Source organism: Dictyobacter aurantiacus (genome assembly GCF_003967515.1).
In the GTDB taxonomy this organism is placed as follows: Bacteria; Chloroflexota; Ktedonobacteria; order Ktedonobacterales; family Ktedonobacteraceae; genus Dictyobacter; species Dictyobacter aurantiacus.
On the sequence record NZ_BIFQ01000001.1, the window covers coordinates 601,207 to 618,629 of the forward strand.

The following is a 17,423-nucleotide window of genomic DNA, read 5'->3' on the forward strand; positions in this document are numbered from 1 at the left end:
AAATTCTCTATCGGGCAGCAATGTCCAGTTTTACCGAACAAAATCCCAGCACAAATGATGCCAAAATACGCCTGGTTTTGAGCTCAATAAATGGGTATTTCACCCTCTTTCTCACGGATGAATATCAAGAGCATTTCGATTGCATGAAAAAACTAACTCCAGCCGAATTTTAGACTGATGAAGAGTATGGTAAAATATTATCTAGATAAGGTATCTCTCGCGATGTCAGATTTTAATCTGACAATACAGGAATTGCTATGAAAACGACGACGCCATTATTAGTCATTGTTAGCGGGCCTGCTGCTGCCGGAAAAACCTCTTTGGCGAAACAGCTCGCAGAAAAGAAGTCCATACCGGCTATATGCAAGGATGATATTAAAGAGTCTTTGTTTGATAGTCTGGGGTATGAAACGCCTGATTGGGTAGAGAAGCTTGAGATAGCAACCTATGATTTATTATTTTACCTGGCTCTTACCATGCTTAAGGTGTCAACATCACTCATCATTGAAAGTGATGTAACGCCGTATTTTAACGAGGAAAGAATTCAGAAAATCAGAGAACAATGTGATTTCCGAATTTTACAAATTGCGTGCCGAACTGAGGGGGAAACGCTGGTTAAACGATTTCATGAGCGTATGAACAGTGGAACTCAGCACCCTGGCCATTTTGAGGCATACTATCTAGCAAAATCTGAGGAGTTTAGGGAGTCGCTACAGAAAGGATATTCTACTACTCTCGATGTCGACAGTGATGTAATCGTTGTCGATACAACAGATTTTGCAAAAATTGATTACGGCCAACTGTTAAGCAAAATAATAGTATAACAATTGTGCTTATGCCCTGTGCCTTCTCCACCTCTAAGATTTCTGCCCCTGGTGAGGCAGTTGTTTCCTCATTGGAGATATCGGAGACAAAGCCTCCTTGCCTGGTCGCGAATATCCTGTGTCTATCGTTCAGGCCTGCTACCTGATATCTACTATAAGCAACGTTATTATCTTTTTTTGCTTTTTCTTGCTATTGTATAACCAACAACAAAAAGCACGAACATAATCAACGCCAGTTCTGGTATATCGACCCTGGTTTGTTCAAAAGGCATTCCTCCTAAAGAGGAGATAAAAAGAAGGAGCAGAGTGTATCCACCTATGACCAAAAAGAAAACACAAACGACTGCGGTCTTGTCTCTGATGTCTATATAGGCAAGCTTTCGTTTTCCATTTACAGTCGTAAATGCGAAACTTATATCTTTGAAAAATTGTATGGCAGAAAAGCGAGGCACATGCATTCTCCAACAAAAATATGCTTTTTCAACCCCTCTTGTTATACGCACGTTTCACACCAGTTTCAAATTTTATATTAATCGATTAAAAGGAATACAATGGCCGCAATACCCAGTATAAGGCCGATCAGATGGTAGTCGGTGAGCTTTTCGTGATAAATCAGCATGGTCACTACGACAGCTCCATTTTGTTAAGATTGCTTAACCTCTTACCCATAATAAACACATCATTATCACAGATTTCTTTTACTTTTACTCAGGCAAATATATGTATACTGATAACTAGTCTTTTTTGCTTCATCATGATAGATACTATTAGCCGGTAATGTGTGCACGACGCATATATTACTATTTGACACGAGGAATTATGCCAAAACAGGTTTTTGCATTGGATGCAACTGCAACGCATCGTATCACGGTGCATTGGGAGGCGGAGAATAATTCCGCTACCGTACTGGTTAATGGAACAATATTAGGCACGTTTTCTAGCATTGAGGAAAAGGTGGCGGGTAAAGATTTTATCCTGCCCGATAATTCACCACTACATGTGCAATTTTTCAATGGATACCCCCAGGCTTTTCGGGCGGGTGTACCTCTCGCCTCAGTGCCCGATATGGATGCTGTCCCCGCACCCCGACGTAAGCGTGGAGGATGCCTTACCGCCTGGCTCATATTCAACCTGGTCGTTGTCGTGGCTCTGACACTGCTCTATTTTATGGCCACACTGGGCGCCATGGCGAACAACACAACGACGGTCTCGCCATTCGTATTTCTTCTGCTCGGGGTGGTGGGCATCATAGGAATTGTAGGACTCAGCTTATTGCTGGCGTGGAAAAAATGGGGATTTTACCTGGTAGCGGGCTACGTGCTCATCGGTATCGTGCTCTCCTTCGTGACTGGATCTGTTGATGTCAGGACCTTTACACCACTGGTGGGTGTTGTGATCCTCTATTTATGGCTCAATAGAAGTGGCGTATGGGAGCAGCTTAGCTAACCATCACATACGAGAAAGGGCCAGGAGATGCGAATTGACGCTTTTCTCTGGCCCTTTCTCTTGCGTGTAAGAATAGAATCATTTGCCGGGCATGAAGATGAGGCCAACGATGGCGACAATGTAGACGCCTAAAACGAGGACCGAGTCGATACCGACGCGGTGAAAGAGCTGTTTGGGGCGGCGGAAGATAAGTCCATAGATGTAGATGCCGGTGAGCAAACAGCCCAGGCTGGCCAGGTAGATGTCGCTCTTCTGCGCCTGGGGTAGCACCGCCTGCCCAGATAGGAGATCAGCCAGGATGAAAAGGACCGGCAGGAAGGCATTGCCGCCAAAGATGTCGCTGAAGGCCATTTCGTAGTCCGCGATCCAGGTCGATTGCAGACCTGTTGAGACCTCGGGCAGCGAGGTGGCTGCGGCCAGGATGGTCGCACCAAAAAGCACTCCACTCAAGCCAATATCTTTAGAAATAGCATCACCGCTAAACTCCAGGGCCGCACCGGCGACCAGCGTAATGACAGATGCAATGATAAAGGTTAGCAGCGCGCGTCCAGTTGAGGTCTGCTTCGTGCTCTTCTCTTTTTGCTGTTTTTTTGTGTTCTGTGCCGATACATCTTGCGTATCGCCGCCATCCCGATCTTTTTTCACCTGCCAGGACAGGTCTTTACGTGCCTTGCTTAAGAGCCAGAGTCCAAACACCCAGATAACAACAATGAGAAGCGCAGAGGGCGACATGCGCAAAAAAGCTATCCCTTGCGGCAGTTGGGTACCCATAATGGCAACCACCAGGACCGCGATTACCAGGACGCCTTCCAGGACGAGCTCGAGGGAAGAGGCAAGGTACGAGAGCGCATCTTTTTTTCTGGCTCCAAAGGCATCCAGGATCACCAGCACCACCGTCTGAATGGCGATACCACCCAGGATGTTACCGGTGGCGATACCGATGTTGTGGGTCACACCAGCCGTCGCCGTAATAGCGATTTCTGGCAGGTTAGTAGCTACAGCCAGCAGGATCATACCGCCAAGCGCCTGCCCCAGGCCAAAGCGATCCGAGAGAATATCGGTGCTATTGGAGAGTCGAATTCCAGAGAGCCAGACCGCGATGGCCGCAACAATAAAGATCGCAATAAGACCCAATAAAGGCAATGATTGAAGCATGGAATTCTCTCCGTATATAAAAATACCATTTTTCCAGGTACAACGTAGCTATAGATATAAGAAACGCTGCATTTTACACGTAATAGCCCAATCCTTATGATACATGCGTGTATCTGCAACGTGTAGCAAGCTCCAGTTTGAACATTTGCTTCCAAAATTCAGGGTATCTCATAGTATGCTGGCAAGCGGCTGCAGCCGCTTGCCAGCATACGCTACTCCTGGCGAGCCGCGCAACAGAAGCCAGTGCAGGCGTGAGGCACCTGATGAGTTAACATATGTGTATTCATGCTGCTTACAAAAAGAGCATTGGGACAAGAGATAGTACCGGGGAAATATAGCAGGAGATACCGGGTACAGCATGTACGCCCCCTGATCGTTATCAATTTCCAGGGGCGTACATACATGTACAGGCCATAGTACAGAAAGACTAATTGGCCAGACTACCAAGCGTCAAGCCATTACGCCAGTAGCGTTGAAGCATCAGGAAGCCGATAATCAGAGGAACCACAGAAAGCAGCGAGCCGGTCACAATATGACTATACACATTTTGTTGTGAACCACCGCTCGTATACGCCGTATTCCAGGTTTGCAGACCAACCGTCACAGGGAAGAGCGTTGGATCGCTCACCATAACATACTGCAAGAAAAAGTTTGTCCAGACGGCGACGAACTGGAACAGAAAGATCGTCACCAGCGCGGGCGACAGGATACGCAGCACCATCGTCATAAACAAGCGGAACTCGCCCGCGCCATCCACGCGTGCGGCATCCAGCAGGGCATCGGGAACAGAAGAAGCCGCGTAGATACGGGCCAGATAGACCCCAAAGGGGTTCACGATACTCGGCAAAAGGATCGCCCAGATCGTATTAGTTAAATGCACACCGCTCAGCAAGAGATAGAGCGGCAGCACCAGGGCCGGTAATGGAACCAGGATAGCGCCAAGAATAATCGAAAAGATGATATTGCGCCCGGGGAACACGAACTTGGCCAACGCATAGCCGGCCATCGTCGAAAAGAGCGTTCCGACCAGCGCGCTCACACCCGAATAGAAGAACGAATTCAACAGCCAGCGTCCATAGTTGGCGTTATCATACGTAAAAACTTGTTGCAAATTGGTAAACAGATTAAAGTTTGGAGCGAACCAGAGGCCAAAGGAGCCAAAAAGATCCGATGACGTCTTTGTTGAAGAAATAACTAACCAGTAAAATGGCAGCAAAAAGTAAACGGCGAGCACGAAAAGTATAGCCATTACTATAACATTATCGATCGATAGAGACGGCCTCGTCCTATTGCGCGCTTTTGCTACGGGCGTGGCGAGCGCTCCCTGTCGCTGTGATGCTGTTGCCATAGTGCCAACCTCCTTCCTTATACGCCAGAGTAGCGCTGGGTGAACTTCAAGAAACCAAAGGATAAGATGAACGAAACGACGGCCAGCATAACGGAGAGAGCCGAGGTATAGTAGTAATTGTTATTGCTAAACGCCGTGTAGTACGCATAGAGGTTTGGCGTATATCCGGTCGTCACATTATTGGAGATTGAGCTGAGCACCAACGGCTCGGTGAACAACTGCAATGTGCCGATAATGGAGAAGATACAGGTCAACACCAGCGCTGGAGCCACCATTGGTATCTTGATGTAGCGCGCGATCTTAAAACCGGTACAGCCATCCAGGCGAGCAGCTTCGTAAATTTCGGTCGGAATGGCCTGCAGAGCGGCGATAATGATCAGCATATTATAGCCCGTCCACGTCCAGGTAGAGATATTGGCCATCGACCACAAAATCGTACCCGCGCCCAAGAAATCGGGGCCGCCCAGTCCCAGCGACTTCACCAGTTGCACAAATGGGCTGAGCTGTGGGGTGTAAAGATAGCCCCAGATGAGAGCAGCGACGACACCGGGGATAGCATAGGGAATGAAGAAGGCCGTACGGAAGAAGCCCTTCCAGCGCGCCGATTGCGAATCCAGCAGCAGTGCCACCAGCAGCGCCACACCCAACATGACCGGAACCTGCACGATACCAAAAAGAAAAACGCGACCCAGACCAATGAAAAAGGTCTGGTCGCCCAGTACATCTTTATAGTTGCCCAGCCCATTGAACATGATTGTTGGCGCGCCAAGGCCCAGGCCACTGCGCTGCGAACGAAACAGGCTCTGATATAAGGCATAGACAATGGGCACAATAAAAAAAACAATGAAAAAAAGCCCGAACGGAAGTAAAAAGAGATAGGGTACAGCCGTTGTACGCCGTTGTAATGTGTTGCGCCGGCGACCTGACAGGCTGGAAACCACCATCTCTGATGATGAGGCAGATTTGAGCGCCATTGGGTCATCCCTCTCTAATTGCTGTCTGAATCGATTCCATTCAATGAAGATGAGCGTTGAATATCTCATAAGAGAAGTGCAGGCAGGCGTTGCCTGCCTGCACATTCTTCAGGTATCCGCGACAACTCATCGCAACATTGTATGACTACGAATTGACGCTAAAGCCCTGCTTCTTCATACCCTGCACCGTATCGTTCTGCACCTTGTCCAACGCAGCGCTTAACGTTTGTTTACCAGCTACAGCATCGCTAAACTGGTCCCCAACAGAGGTGAAGACATCGCTCATCGTCGGACCCCACTGGAATTTGACATCGACTTGATTGGAGGCATCTTTGAAGACCTGGCTGATATCCTGGCCGCTATAGAACTTCTGGGTCGCCGCGTCGGACGAGCCATTCAATGCGGACTGCAGGGCGGGATAGATTTGGGCACCCGTAACCATACCATTGACGCTATCCGTGTTGGTGTTCAGCCAGCTAGCGAACTCGGCTGCTTCTTTTGGATGCTTGGAATCTTTGAAGACAACCGTGGTCGAGCCACCCCAGTTTCCGGCAACGCTGTTGCTGCTGCTCCACTGTGGCATAGGGGCTACCTTCCATTTGCCGCTGGTCTGAGCTGCATTCGACATGATCGTATTCGCACCCCAGACCGCCGAGATCCAGGTCGCGTTGCGCCCGGTCTGTAGATCATTGTACCAGCCCTGCGAGAAGTCAGGATCGGTGGTTACGAGCTTCTTATCAAGCAGGCCCTGCCAGAAGTCAGTCACTTTCTTAGAGGCGGTGTCATTGATATTGACCTGCCAGCTCTGACCATTGATGTTGAACCAGCGTCCACCAGCCTGCCAGATATAGCCAATAAACTGGCCGGCCTCTTTGGGCGGGAAGTCGGTGATATAGACATTGGGATCAGCCTGGTGCAGTTTCTGAGCAGCGGCTGCGTAGTCATCCCATGTCTTGGGCACAGGAATGTTGTACTTCTGGAACAGATCGGCGCGATAGTACATTGCCATCGGGCCTGAGTCTTCCGGGATCGCATAAATCGCGCTGCCTTGCGTCACCTGATTCCAGGTCCAGGGTACAAACTGATCTTTGAGCGAGCTGGCGCCATACTGGGAAAGATCGGTCAGGCCACCGGTAGCCTCAAATGTAGGAAGGAACTGGTATTCAACCTGCCCAAGGTCAGGCGCGTTGCCGGCCTTGATGGCGGTGAACATTTTTGCGTAGGTGCCATTCGCACCGGAGGGCACGGAGTTCCAGCTCACGTGAATGTTCGGATGCGTCTTGTTGAAGAGCGCGATTGACTTATCCAGATTTGGCACCCAGGACCAGAAGGTCAGGTTCACAACGCCCCCACTGCTCGTGTTGCCGCCGCTGGAAGAACTGGAAGAACTGGAGGTGCTGGTTGAGCTGGTTGAGCTGCCGCCACCACAGGCAGCAAGTAGGAACGAGAGCAAGAGTAAAACACTTATTCCGGTCAACGCGTTTCTTCGGCGCCGCTGAAAAGCTTCTTGCATACAGATGTACTCCTTTGGACTGATTGTGACGATGGATTGATTGTGACGGTCATAGCGCGGGCTGGTATGAAAAAAATCCCTAAAAAGCCCTGTGACGTATGGATACGCCCGGTTTCAGGTGACGTATGGATACGCCCGGCTTCAGGGTCGATACGGGGTTTGGATATTGCACCTGATGTGCAAAGAACGAGCGTGGCTTAATTACTACCATAGATCGAAGTATTCACAAGTATGCATGTAAAAAAGAAGAGCAACCGTGCCTACTTCGCCTCTTGAGCGCATATGGCTTCATTGCCACAAAATATCTGGCGCAACCTCCATTCTCTTTGTGCTGAAAAGATGATGTTTATCGGTAAACGTACCAGAAGTTTACATGGTTTTGTTATTAATTGTCAAGAGTTTTGCCACCGACCAACCTCTGTTTTTGGATATGGGGAGAGAGAGATCTCTCCCGCTACCCTTTTGTTACGTTTACCGGTAAACTTACAATACCATATGCCAATCCGCTCCTGGCATAGACCCATGGTTGTTTCCGTGTAATGCGTGTTACGCGTTCTGTTTTTCTCCATCTACAGGAGGAACGGTTGTCGATGGACGAGGGAGAAGCGTTGGAGGAACAAGTACTGAGGATGCAATATCTTCAATTTTATTCAGTTGCTTCAACAGCAATTCCGTGGCCGCCTTGGCCAATTGTTGCTTTGAAATCGCGATGGTGGTCAAAGGTGGACGCATATGCGCTGATACGACAATGTCATCCAGTCCGATAATAGATACGTCGCGCGGCACCTGTAAGCCCATATCATAAGCAGCCTCCATCGCTCCAATGGCCATCCAGTCGTTGGCGGCAAAGATAGCGGTGGGAGGATGTTCAAGCGCGAACAGGCGCTGGGCCGCGCTATAGCCACTTGCTAGCTCTGAATTCCCTTGTTGGATCATTTCGGGGGCGAGTTGCAATCCGGCTTCCTCCAACGTCAGGCGGAAGCCTTCGAAACGCAGCGTCTGCAAGGGCAGATCTACGATGATCGCCATGCGCCGATGCCCCAACGTTAGCAAATGACGCGCCGCCAACTGCCCGGCCAGCTTGAAATCAACGCTCACCTGGGGAATAATTGCCGACTGCTCGTTTTCTTGCCAGTCGCATAAGACAATGGGTAAGCTCTGCTGGAACTGCGCCTCCAGATCGGCCAGGTTCATACTCAGTCCCATGACAATGACGCCATCCACCCAGCGACTCACCAGGCGATCCAGATATTGACGCCCAAGCTCACCATCATTATGCGTGTTGCAGAACACAACCTGGTAGTTATGCTTGCGCGCGATACACTCGATCTCTTCGGCAATCTCTGGATAAAAGGGATTGGCAATCGTTGGTAACATAAACGCAAGCGTCAGTGTTCTCCGCTGCGTCAGGGCGCGTGCGAGCACATTCGGTCGGTACCCCACCTTTTGAGCATATTCGAGTACGCGGCGGCGTGTCTCGACGCTCACATTGCTTTTTCCCTTTAAAGCATTGGCAACTGTGGTCTGTGAAACGCCAAGCGCCTTTGCGAGGTCATAAATAGTGGCCATAACATCCTTTCTGCACACGTAGTATAAACTAAGGTAGTACATGATTATGCCTCTTGTCAACTCTTCTTCTTTTCGAGGCGGCGTTTTGCAGGCATGTATAGTGTACGAAAGAAAAGAACTATGGAGATGTGGTACGATGAGGAGGACCTTATTTTTACGAGGGAGCTTGCACATATGTCATTAAGCGATCTAGCGAGCATTGCTGTTATTGTACAGGGTACTCTTTTCATTGTTTCTATCATTCTGGTCGGGTACCAATTGCAGGAAAATACCAAACTGGTCAGAGCGGCAAACACGCAAAAACTGGTGGAGCTCTCTACACCTTTCTACATGCAACTGGCCCAGAGTCGCGAGTTAACAGAGGTCTGGCAGCGCGGAGGTCAGCGTTTAAACGAGATGGACGATGTAGATCGAGAGCGCTACTTCTCTTTACTGATGTGCTGGCTGATGCTGCACGAGAATATCTATCACCAGTGGCGCAAAAAGCTGATCGATAAGGATACATACGCCTCCTGGACTCGCGATTTGGAGTATTTCGCACGCAGGCAACACCTCGAAAGGCACTGGAACAACTTCGGCGGCTACTTTGAGGCCTCATTCAGCGAGTATGTGACGACGATTATTACGCGCCTGACACAGGAGGCTGCGTAGCCATGAGATGCCCCGTATCTATTCAGGTTCCCCGCTTGAAATGTGCTCCCCTGGCTCTGTACGCTGAGCACCTGTGGTGCTGAGCCATGGGTAGAGTGTGCTGGGTAAGACCAGCACACTCTACCCATGGCGAGCCGCGCAGCGGGAGCCAGTGACAGGCACGAGGCATCTGAATAGATACAGGATGACTCATGGACCATGAGCATTCAAAACTGCTTGGGGGAGGCAAAAAAGTCCTGCAGCACCAGACAGCCCGCACCGCGTGCCCAGGACTCAATGGTCGTACTCTTCTCACAAATAAGCTGCAGGTTCTTTCCCAGTTGTGAAAATGTATGTTGCTTTAAGGCCGTTTTCATTGATGGTGATAAGAGCGACAGCAGGTGTTCACCTTCGTTACAAATAATGAGACATTCCGGGTTGAAAAGATTGACCAGGCAAGCCAGGCCATTGCCCAGATAGGTACCGGTCAGCTCAAACGCTCGCAGTGCATCCTGATTCCCCTGCATAGCCAGTTCCACCAGTTGCTCAACCAAAGAGACATCCACTGCATCTGCGTGGGAGGAAGCGCCAGCGACAATTTCAGCGTAAGTGCGTAAAATACCATGATCAGAAACATACGCTTCCAGACATCCTTGATTGCCGCATTCGCAGAAGCGCCCGTGTGCATCAAAGGGGATATGACCAAACTCGGCTCCCAGACCCTGCGAGCCACGAAATGGACTATCACGAATAATAGCGGCCATACCCAGCCCACGTCCAAAGGTGACGAGCAAAAAGTTGTGATACATCTGTCCACTTCTAAATAAGCGCTCATAACAGATCAAGCAATTGACAGAGTTGTCCACAAAAACCGGTAACTTGAAATGCTCGTGCAGAGGTGGACCGATGGTAACGTTATGCCAGTCCAGAATCCAGCTATCAACCACCTCACCAAGATGTGTGTTGACGCCGCCAGAAACACCACATCCGATACCCAATAACTTCTCCCGCGGAACCTGTGTCCGGCGAATAAAAGCATCTACGCTGGTAGTAATCCAATCGAGCGCGTACACAGCATTGCTACGGAACTGCGCCTCATAGTGTTCTATGGCAACAATATTGCCATGCAGATTCAGCAATACCATGACCAGTTCATACTCACGGATCTCCAGCCCGAGTACATATCCTCCCTCTGGATAGATTTCTAATAGTTCAGCTTTACGGCCGCCGGTCGATTGAGTCTCGCCCGTCTCGACGATGAGTTGTTGTTCTATGAGACTCGCAGTCATGCCAAAAATCGTGCCCTGGCTTAACCCTGATAAACGCCTGAGCTCGGTGCGCGATATGGGAGCATGTACGCGGATCAGGTTAAGTAAGGTATTCTGGTTGATTTTTTGCATCATCTTGCGATCTACTGGTGGGACCTGCCGATACATAAGTTCAATCCTCTTTTACCAAATGCATCAAAGAACGGTCGCGTGCTTCTATGATATATATCAGTACTTTTTCCATCTTAATGATGTCTATTCTATCATTGACAAAAAAAAGTATAGATGCAATGCCTGATTTTGGCAAGTGCATAGAATACTCAACAGTTCCATCACTCGCCAGCGCTCATAATAAGCGCAATAAGAGTTCAGCTTATTCCTTAACAACCTTCAAACAGAAAAGCTGTACTGGACTGTGAAGGTGAAAAAAAACCTGCCCCGGTAGTATGGCGGGCAGGTTCTCTTTTGCTCGTGTGGTCCGGTAGACACAAGATCGCCGTGTGACCTGCGGATAACTCAGCCTTTGAGGCCGGTCTGAGTATAGCCTTCCACAATATAGCGTTGCAAAAACAGGAAGACAACAATCAAAGGCAGGATGGCAATCAGCGCGGCCAAGAAAAGCTCATGAAGCACTATGGTCTGGGCGGTCAAGAACGTTGAGAGTGAGACCTGCACAGTCCAAGCATTCTCATTTTGACCGGTAATCACCAGCGGCCAGAGGAAAGCATTCCATCCAGCAATAAAGCCCACGACAGCTAAGGCGGCAATAATAGGAAGTGAGTTAGGCACCACAATACGCCAGAGGATACCCCAATAGCCCAATCCATCTACACGGGCCGCCTCCTCCAACTCGCTGGGGAAGTTCAGGAAAAATTGTCGGAAAAGGAAAGTTGTGAAACCACTAAAGAGTCCAGGCACAATCAGACCCCAGATATTTCCCACCCAGCCCAAAAAAGAGACGATCGTATAGGTAGGAATAAAGGTAACAGCTCCTGGAAGAATCAAGGTCGCGAGAATCGCTCCAAAAACCCAGCCATTCCAACGATAAGGGATACGGGCAATACCATAACCTGCGCATAAGGCAACGAGAACAGACCCTGCCGTCGTCGCAAGCGAGCTAAGTGCGGAAATAAGCAAACTATTAGCAAAAGGAACGCTTTCATCACTAAAAAGCTCACTGATATTCTCGAAATGCAGCGTACTCGGAAAAAAGGTCCAGTGAGGTGAGGTAATATCCTGTTCGGTTGCCAGGCCATTACGTAACAGCAGATAAAAGGGAATCAAAAAGAAGATCGCGAGCACAATCAAGACGGTATAACGCACGATGCTACTGATTACTGCACCAGGGCGCGCACCTCTGGATGTCCTTCTTGAGGGTGTGCCAGTTCGAAGCTTCGTCACTGCCATAGATCTTTCCCTGTGTCCTTTCAAAATAATCTTTGGTGCAGCTGCTTAATTCGCTTTGCCAAAACTTAAAAATTTACTCTGCAGCAGCGTAAAGATCATGATTGTCAGGGCGATAATAATCGCACCAGCACTGCCACGACCAAAATCACCACCACTAATCGCTATCTGGTATAGATACAACAGCGGCGGGCGTCCAAGAACGATGTTACCACTGGAGCCAGTAAAGCTACCCAGAATGTTGTAAAATTCATCGTACGCCTGAAAAGCAGCGATCAGGTTGAGAATTAGAACGGCAACGGTCGTGTTACGCAAGAGAGGCAAGGTGATATAACGGAACGTGGCCCAACCTCGTTTGGCGCCATCGACTTCGGCGGCTTCGTACAATTCTCTAGGAATATCTTGCAGTCCGGCAATAAAAAGGATCATGTAGAAGCCTAATTGCAGCCAGAGACGGCAGGTTACCAGGACGATCCAAAATAGCGGGGGGTTAGGGCTGGTAAGCCAGGTGGAGACGCGATCGATACCGAAGACTGCAAGCACCGTATTCATCAACCCTGATTGAAGGCCATTGAAGATATCCAATTTCCAGATCAGCGAAGCCACAACATAAGAACAAGCGGTTGGAATAAAAAAGACTGAACGGAAGAAGCCACGGCCATACCGGACACTATTTACCAGGAGCGCCAGGCCGAGAGCAAAGAGGCAGGTAGTTGGAATAATAAAAAGAGCGAAGAGCACGCCAGTAACCATGGCGTTGCGAAAAGATTCGTCTTGAAACAAATTGAGGTAGTTGCCCAGACCGACAAACTGGGTGGGTAGAATCGTACTGCGAGCATCAAAGAAGCTCAGCATAATACTCCAGACAATAGGTATAAAGGTGAAAACGGTTAGACCAATTATGAGCGGTCCGACCATACTCCAATAAGCCCATGTGGTACGAAGCTGACGCCTGCGCATCTGCTTTCTGGTGCCAGGCTGAACGTGTTGTGGTTTGCTAGAGGCTTCATGCACTGGGACCGAAGAGGAAGCATTCATTATGAGTATCCTTCCTATCTAGGAGGTAGTTGATGAGCGATAGCGAAAGTGGGAGTAGTGGGCGGGTATGAACAGTCCAAAGGCATTCATACCCGCCCACTACTCATTTAAAACTACAGCAACTTCTGCAATTCGGTGTTACACTTGTCCTCAGCCTGTTTCAACTCACTTTGAATGTTAGCATTGTTCTTGACAGCACGAGTGATCACATCGCTAAATGCGGTGCCCATAGTACCATCCCAGATAGGTGGGGTCGCTTTGCCATACTGTTTGGCGATAGTAACGGCATCAGAGGCAGGACCACTCTGTAGCTTCGTCGCTTTGCTCGCCAGGCTGGCACGGGGAGGAATATGGAAGCCGTAGCTGAGACACCAATCTTCTTGATCTTTGGTGTTATCAATCCAGAGCCATTTCACAAAAGCTTTGGCAGCGTCTTTATTTTTTCCTTTGCCTGAGACACAGGCCCCCCAACCACCCAGGAAGGTTGCCGGTGTCCCCTGGGCATCCAATTTTGGCCAGGCCATTACACCAAAGTCATCGCCCAGTGCCTTTTGAATGGCTGGCATCGCCCATAAACCTGTCCATTCCATGGCCGCCAGACCCTGCGTGAACGCTGATGGGTCCCACCAGTCCGTGGTGTTGCCAAGCAGCAGTGCTTTCGTTTTATTCAATTCAACAATTTTTTCAATGGCCGCAGCCGTGCGATCATTGTTGAAAATAATCTTATTGTCTTTACTGACAAAATCGCTGCCCGCGGACCAGACAGCAATATTGCCCAGAGCCCCAATTCCACCGTCATTACCCACGAAGAGACCTTTCACATCCTTCGTGGTCAATTTCTGAGCAGCAGTGATAACTTCAGCGAATGTTGTGGGAGGTTGTACACCGGCCTTTTGCAGCATGCTTTTACGATAGTAGAGCAGACCAGTATCATTGAGCATCTTGATACCATAGACTTTGCCATTAACGGTATATGGTGACAGGCTGACATCGCTAAAATCGCTTTTCGCATCGCCGAATAGATCATCTAGAGGCTCAAAAAAGCCATTTTTGATCTGGTCAACGCCAACACCTGATGTTTCAAACACATCAGGAGGACTATTGCTGATAAGGGCCGAGTTCAGTACAGTAGCATAATCACCCGGAGTCCAACGCACAGTCACGTTAGCTTTGGTGTATTCTTTGGCATAACGCTTCGCAGCAGCTTCTGTACCACTCTCACCATACTGGTGATACCACTGAGATAAAGCGGTTCCCCCACCACTATTTGTAGCACCAGGACCTACCGAGGTATTTCCGCACGCGGCAAGCAACGAACCACTAATGGTTGCTGCACCAGTATATTGCAAAAAGCGGCGACGTGAAATAGATGATGCCATGATTGCTTCTCCATATCCACAGCAAAAGATCCATGGATAAAAACTAATCAATACACGATACAAACTTTTCTGCAGGAAGCACACACTGTGTCCATACACCTGCGGAGATCACCAGATCATATTGTTGAGAAACGTAATTGGCGTTGTTGGAAGAAGTGATGGGTATAGTTGCCGATTATCAGCATGCAACTATCAAAAAATGCATCCACGCATCTTTTTGCCAGGATTTGATTACGATGAAGGCATAAAACGATAGCGCCGCAAAGCAAATAACAGTAATGAAAAGAATCCCAGTTTATAGGCTGTGCTTGTAACGAACCTCTTGTCTGAGACAAAGTTTGGGGAAGGCAATTTATTTGCCTGGAGGTAATTTTTCTGATTTTTGCACTTAAGCAAATCAAAAAGGGTCTTTCCTTTTCCTGCTGCACTACAGTCTATCCTTTGTTATTTGTGAAAGGCAACAATAAAACACCATCGTTTCTTGGACAAGAACCTGAGAAAAGCTCCTTTGAGACTCATACCTCCTTTCCCAATACATTTGCTGGCTGCACACCATAAAATTATTACCGGAAAAGCTGTGCCTGGCTAATCACAACTAGAGGGATCGGTCAGCACAAACATAAATACTGGTGCATCAATAAACAGTATTGTAGTCTTACAACGTTGTAAATTCACAAAAAAAACAACACTGCCTATTCAGCAAATTTATAAGTTGCTCGAAGACGGATAAAGTTACTTCACTCAATGACAATAATATAATGAATAGAAGATAATTTGTCAAGTTTGTTTTGATAGAACTGTGATTTCCAACGTTCTTTGAACATTCAAAGAAATAAGTTAGTATCAATTTTTAAATAACTACAGCAAATACAGAGGCAGCGGATAAAAAGATAGGCCAGAGTGTGGAGCGCTGGCCTATCTCGTCGGAAGTTCATCAAGGGTCAAAGTCGAAAAAGATAGTATGTTAGGATTTCACAGCTCCGGCTACTCCATTGATAAAGTAGCGCTGCAGGAAGATAAAGACCAGCATGATCGGCGCCAATGTGATCACGGCACCCGCTGTCAGGTACGACCACTGGGTCGAGTTCTGACCAATAAAGGCATACATGCCAACGGCGAGAGTCTGCAGTTCAGGATTCGCCAGCGTAAAAACCAGCGGAATAAAGAAGTTATTCCAGGCGCCAATAAAGGTGAAGAGGGCGACCGTTGCCAGCATCGGTCCCGCCAGCGGGAACATAATCATCCAGAAACGCTGGTTAAAACCGGCCCCATCGACGCGGGCAGCGTCCTCGATCTCTTTATCCATTGATGAGAAGTAGCCAATAAAGAGGAAAGTAGGAAAAATCAGTCCACCACCGGTCTCTACAACGATAACCGCTGAAAGACTATTTAACAGGCCCAGGCGCTGGATCAAATCGAAAATGGGCAGGATAGTATAGCCATGGGGCAAGAAAAGGGTCAGCGCGATCAAGCCAAGCAAAAGTTTCTTGCCGGGAAAGCTGGTGCGCGAAATCGCGTAGCCGGCCATCGAGGTGAAAAGCAGAACAAAGGCAACGGTCAGACCAGAGACGATGACCGTATTGATGAAATATTGCCCGAAAGAGGCTTCATTCCAGGCGGCGGGATAGTTTCCCCACGCGATCGTCTTCCCAGGAAAAATATTTAAACCCTGGCTAAAGAAATCCTGGTCGGTCTTGAGCGAACTACCCAGCATCCATAAAAATGGATAAACCCAGATCAGGCCGCCGAGCAGGAGGATGATATGGGTGAGCCACATCGATTTGCCCGTCCGACGTTTACGCCGCCGCCCCATCCCTTTTTGCGTAATAGCAGACATCTTTTTCTTTCCTCTCTAGGATACAAGATCGCGTTGTTGCCTGACATAACGGACGATCAGCAATTGGAAGGCGGAGAAGACCATCAGGATCAGGCCATAAAAGAAGGAGGCGGCCGAGGCAAAGCCGATATTTGGTTGGACGCCTGCACGCGCTGATCCACCAAAGGCCTGGTGGAAAATGTAGGTATTGACGACCTCCGTGGCGTTAAACGGACCACCATCCGTCATGACCATCACCAGGTCAAAAATCTGCAGGCTTCCCAGAATCGCCAGAATAAGAATGATCAGGCCAACTGCGCGCAACATCGGAACGGTAATATAGGCGAAGCGCCCAAAACTGTTGGCCCCGTCAATGGTCGCTGCTTCGTACATCTCGGTGGGAATAGTCTGCAGTCCGGCCAGAAAGTAGACCAGATTATAGCCCAGGGTATTCCAGATACCCACCACGATAATGATGCCCAGCGCGAAGCGGGGATCACCCAGGAAGTCGATCTGATCATGCGTTAGATGCAGGGTCATCAAGACCTTGTTGATGCTATCGCCAAAGTTTGAGACGATCAACTGCACCACAATACCAATAACGGCGGCCGAGGTTACCGCCGGGATGAAATAGACGGAACGATAGAAGGTGGAGAATTTCAATTTGGGGTTATTCAATACCAGCGCCAGCATCAACGCCAGCGCCAATTGTATCGGAACCAGCACTACAGTATAGGTCAAGGTGTGCAAGAATGCTCCCCAGAAGACGGAGTCGTGCATGACGCGGATAAAATTATCAAAGCCAACAAAGTCGCTGGGATCACCAATACCGTTCCACTGATAGAAGGTATATCCTAGAGATGCAATTGTAGGGTAGATCGTAAACGCCAGGATAAGAATCACCATCGGGGCAATATAGAGGTATGACCAGCCACTTGCCATAATCTCCTGCCAGATTGTCCGCTTGAATGGTGTGCGCTGGCGAGATGCAGCTGGCTTCCCTGTAGTTTTAGAGGGCAATGTCGGTGCTTGCATACAATCTCTTTCCTTCTTGCATAT

At 48.8% G+C, this 17,423-nt stretch carries 15 protein-coding genes; 3 read left to right on the forward strand and 12 right to left on the reverse strand.

Going from position 1 to position 17,423, the window contains the following annotated elements; genetic code table 11:
* Positions 1 to 257 precede the first annotated feature (257 nt).
* Complete coding sequence (locus KTT_RS02410) at positions 258 to 824, forward strand: P-loop nucleotide/nucleoside kinase family protein (RefSeq protein ID WP_126594470.1); 567 nt, start codon at positions 258 to 260, stop codon at positions 822 to 824.
* 167 nt (positions 825 to 991) lie between these two features.
* Here the strand turns inward: KTT_RS02410 and KTT_RS02415 are convergent, their stop codons facing one another.
* Complete coding sequence (locus tag KTT_RS02415) at positions 992 to 1,327, reverse strand: hypothetical protein (protein WP_126594471.1); 336 nt, start codon at positions 1,325 to 1,327, stop codon at positions 992 to 994.
* A 316-nt stretch (positions 1,328 to 1,643) separates the two neighbouring features.
* Between KTT_RS02415 and KTT_RS02420 the strand changes: the two genes are divergently transcribed.
* Complete coding sequence (locus KTT_RS02420) at positions 1,644 to 2,270, forward strand: hypothetical protein (protein ID WP_126594472.1); 627 nt, start codon at positions 1,644 to 1,646, stop codon at positions 2,268 to 2,270.
* Between the two features lie 78 nt (positions 2,271 to 2,348).
* On the opposite strand, the gene KTT_RS02425 is transcribed toward KTT_RS02420, so the two are convergent.
* The 5 genes from KTT_RS02425 to KTT_RS02445 all read right to left on the reverse strand — a co-directional run bounded on the left by KTT_RS02425 (position 2,349) and on the right by KTT_RS02445 (position 8,829).
* Positions 2,349 to 3,425 (reverse strand): sodium:calcium antiporter, encoded by a 1,077-nt coding sequence (locus KTT_RS02425; RefSeq protein WP_126594473.1) that lies wholly within the window; start codon positions 3,423 to 3,425, stop codon positions 2,349 to 2,351.
* A 427-nt stretch (positions 3,426 to 3,852) separates the two neighbouring features.
* Positions 3,853 to 4,773 carry a carbohydrate ABC transporter permease gene (locus tag KTT_RS02430; protein ID WP_126594474.1) on the reverse strand — a complete coding sequence of 307 codons (921 nt, stop codon included), beginning with the start codon at positions 4,771 to 4,773 and terminating at the stop codon, positions 3,853 to 3,855.
* Positions 4,774 to 4,790: 17 nt separating this feature from the next.
* Positions 4,791 to 5,747 (reverse strand): carbohydrate ABC transporter permease, encoded by a 957-nt coding sequence (locus KTT_RS02435; RefSeq protein ID WP_126594475.1) that lies wholly within the window; start codon positions 5,745 to 5,747, stop codon positions 4,791 to 4,793.
* A gap of 145 nt (positions 5,748 to 5,892) precedes the next feature.
* Positions 5,893 to 7,260: an ABC transporter substrate-binding protein gene (locus KTT_RS02440; RefSeq protein ID WP_126594476.1), complete on the reverse strand. Its 1,368-nt coding sequence runs from the start codon at positions 7,258 to 7,260 to the stop codon at positions 5,893 to 5,895.
* A 546-nt stretch (positions 7,261 to 7,806) separates the two neighbouring features.
* Positions 7,807 to 8,829: a LacI family DNA-binding transcriptional regulator gene (locus tag KTT_RS02445; RefSeq protein ID WP_160145592.1), complete on the reverse strand. Its 1,023-nt coding sequence runs from the start codon at positions 8,827 to 8,829 to the stop codon at positions 7,807 to 7,809.
* 174 nt (positions 8,830 to 9,003) lie between these two features.
* Between KTT_RS02445 and KTT_RS02450 the strand changes: the two genes are divergently transcribed.
* Positions 9,004 to 9,480 carry a hypothetical protein gene (locus KTT_RS02450; RefSeq protein ID WP_126594478.1) on the forward strand — a complete coding sequence of 159 codons (477 nt, stop codon included), beginning with the start codon at positions 9,004 to 9,006 and terminating at the stop codon, positions 9,478 to 9,480.
* Between the two features lie 206 nt (positions 9,481 to 9,686).
* Here KTT_RS02450 and KTT_RS02455 read toward each other — a convergent pair whose 3' ends face one another.
* The 6 genes from KTT_RS02455 to KTT_RS02480 all read right to left on the reverse strand — a co-directional run bounded on the left by KTT_RS02455 (position 9,687) and on the right by KTT_RS02480 (position 17,399).
* Positions 9,687 to 10,895, reverse strand: coding sequence for an ROK family protein (locus tag KTT_RS02455; RefSeq protein WP_126594479.1), 1,209 nt, complete (start codon positions 10,893 to 10,895; stop codon positions 9,687 to 9,689).
* Positions 10,896 to 11,243: 348 nt separating this feature from the next.
* Positions 11,244 to 12,134: a carbohydrate ABC transporter permease gene (locus KTT_RS02460; RefSeq protein WP_126594480.1), complete on the reverse strand. Its 891-nt coding sequence runs from the start codon at positions 12,132 to 12,134 to the stop codon at positions 11,244 to 11,246.
* Positions 12,135 to 12,179: 45 nt separating this feature from the next.
* Positions 12,180 to 13,091: a carbohydrate ABC transporter permease gene (locus KTT_RS02465; protein ID WP_126599361.1), complete on the reverse strand. Its 912-nt coding sequence runs from the start codon at positions 13,089 to 13,091 to the stop codon at positions 12,180 to 12,182.
* 191 nt (positions 13,092 to 13,282) lie between these two features.
* Positions 13,283 to 14,548, reverse strand: a complete 1,266-nt coding sequence (locus KTT_RS02470; RefSeq protein WP_126594481.1) for an ABC transporter substrate-binding protein — start codon at positions 14,546 to 14,548, stop codon at positions 13,283 to 13,285.
* A 964-nt stretch (positions 14,549 to 15,512) separates the two neighbouring features.
* The gene (locus KTT_RS02475) at positions 15,513 to 16,385 is read right to left on the reverse strand and encodes a carbohydrate ABC transporter permease (protein WP_126594482.1); all 873 of its coding nucleotides are present in this window, start codon (positions 16,383 to 16,385) and stop codon (positions 15,513 to 15,515) included.
* 15 nt (positions 16,386 to 16,400) lie between these two features.
* Positions 16,401 to 17,399, reverse strand: a complete 999-nt coding sequence (locus tag KTT_RS02480; RefSeq protein WP_126594483.1) for a carbohydrate ABC transporter permease — start codon at positions 17,397 to 17,399, stop codon at positions 16,401 to 16,403.
* Between the last annotated feature and the right edge of the window lie 24 nt (positions 17,400 to 17,423).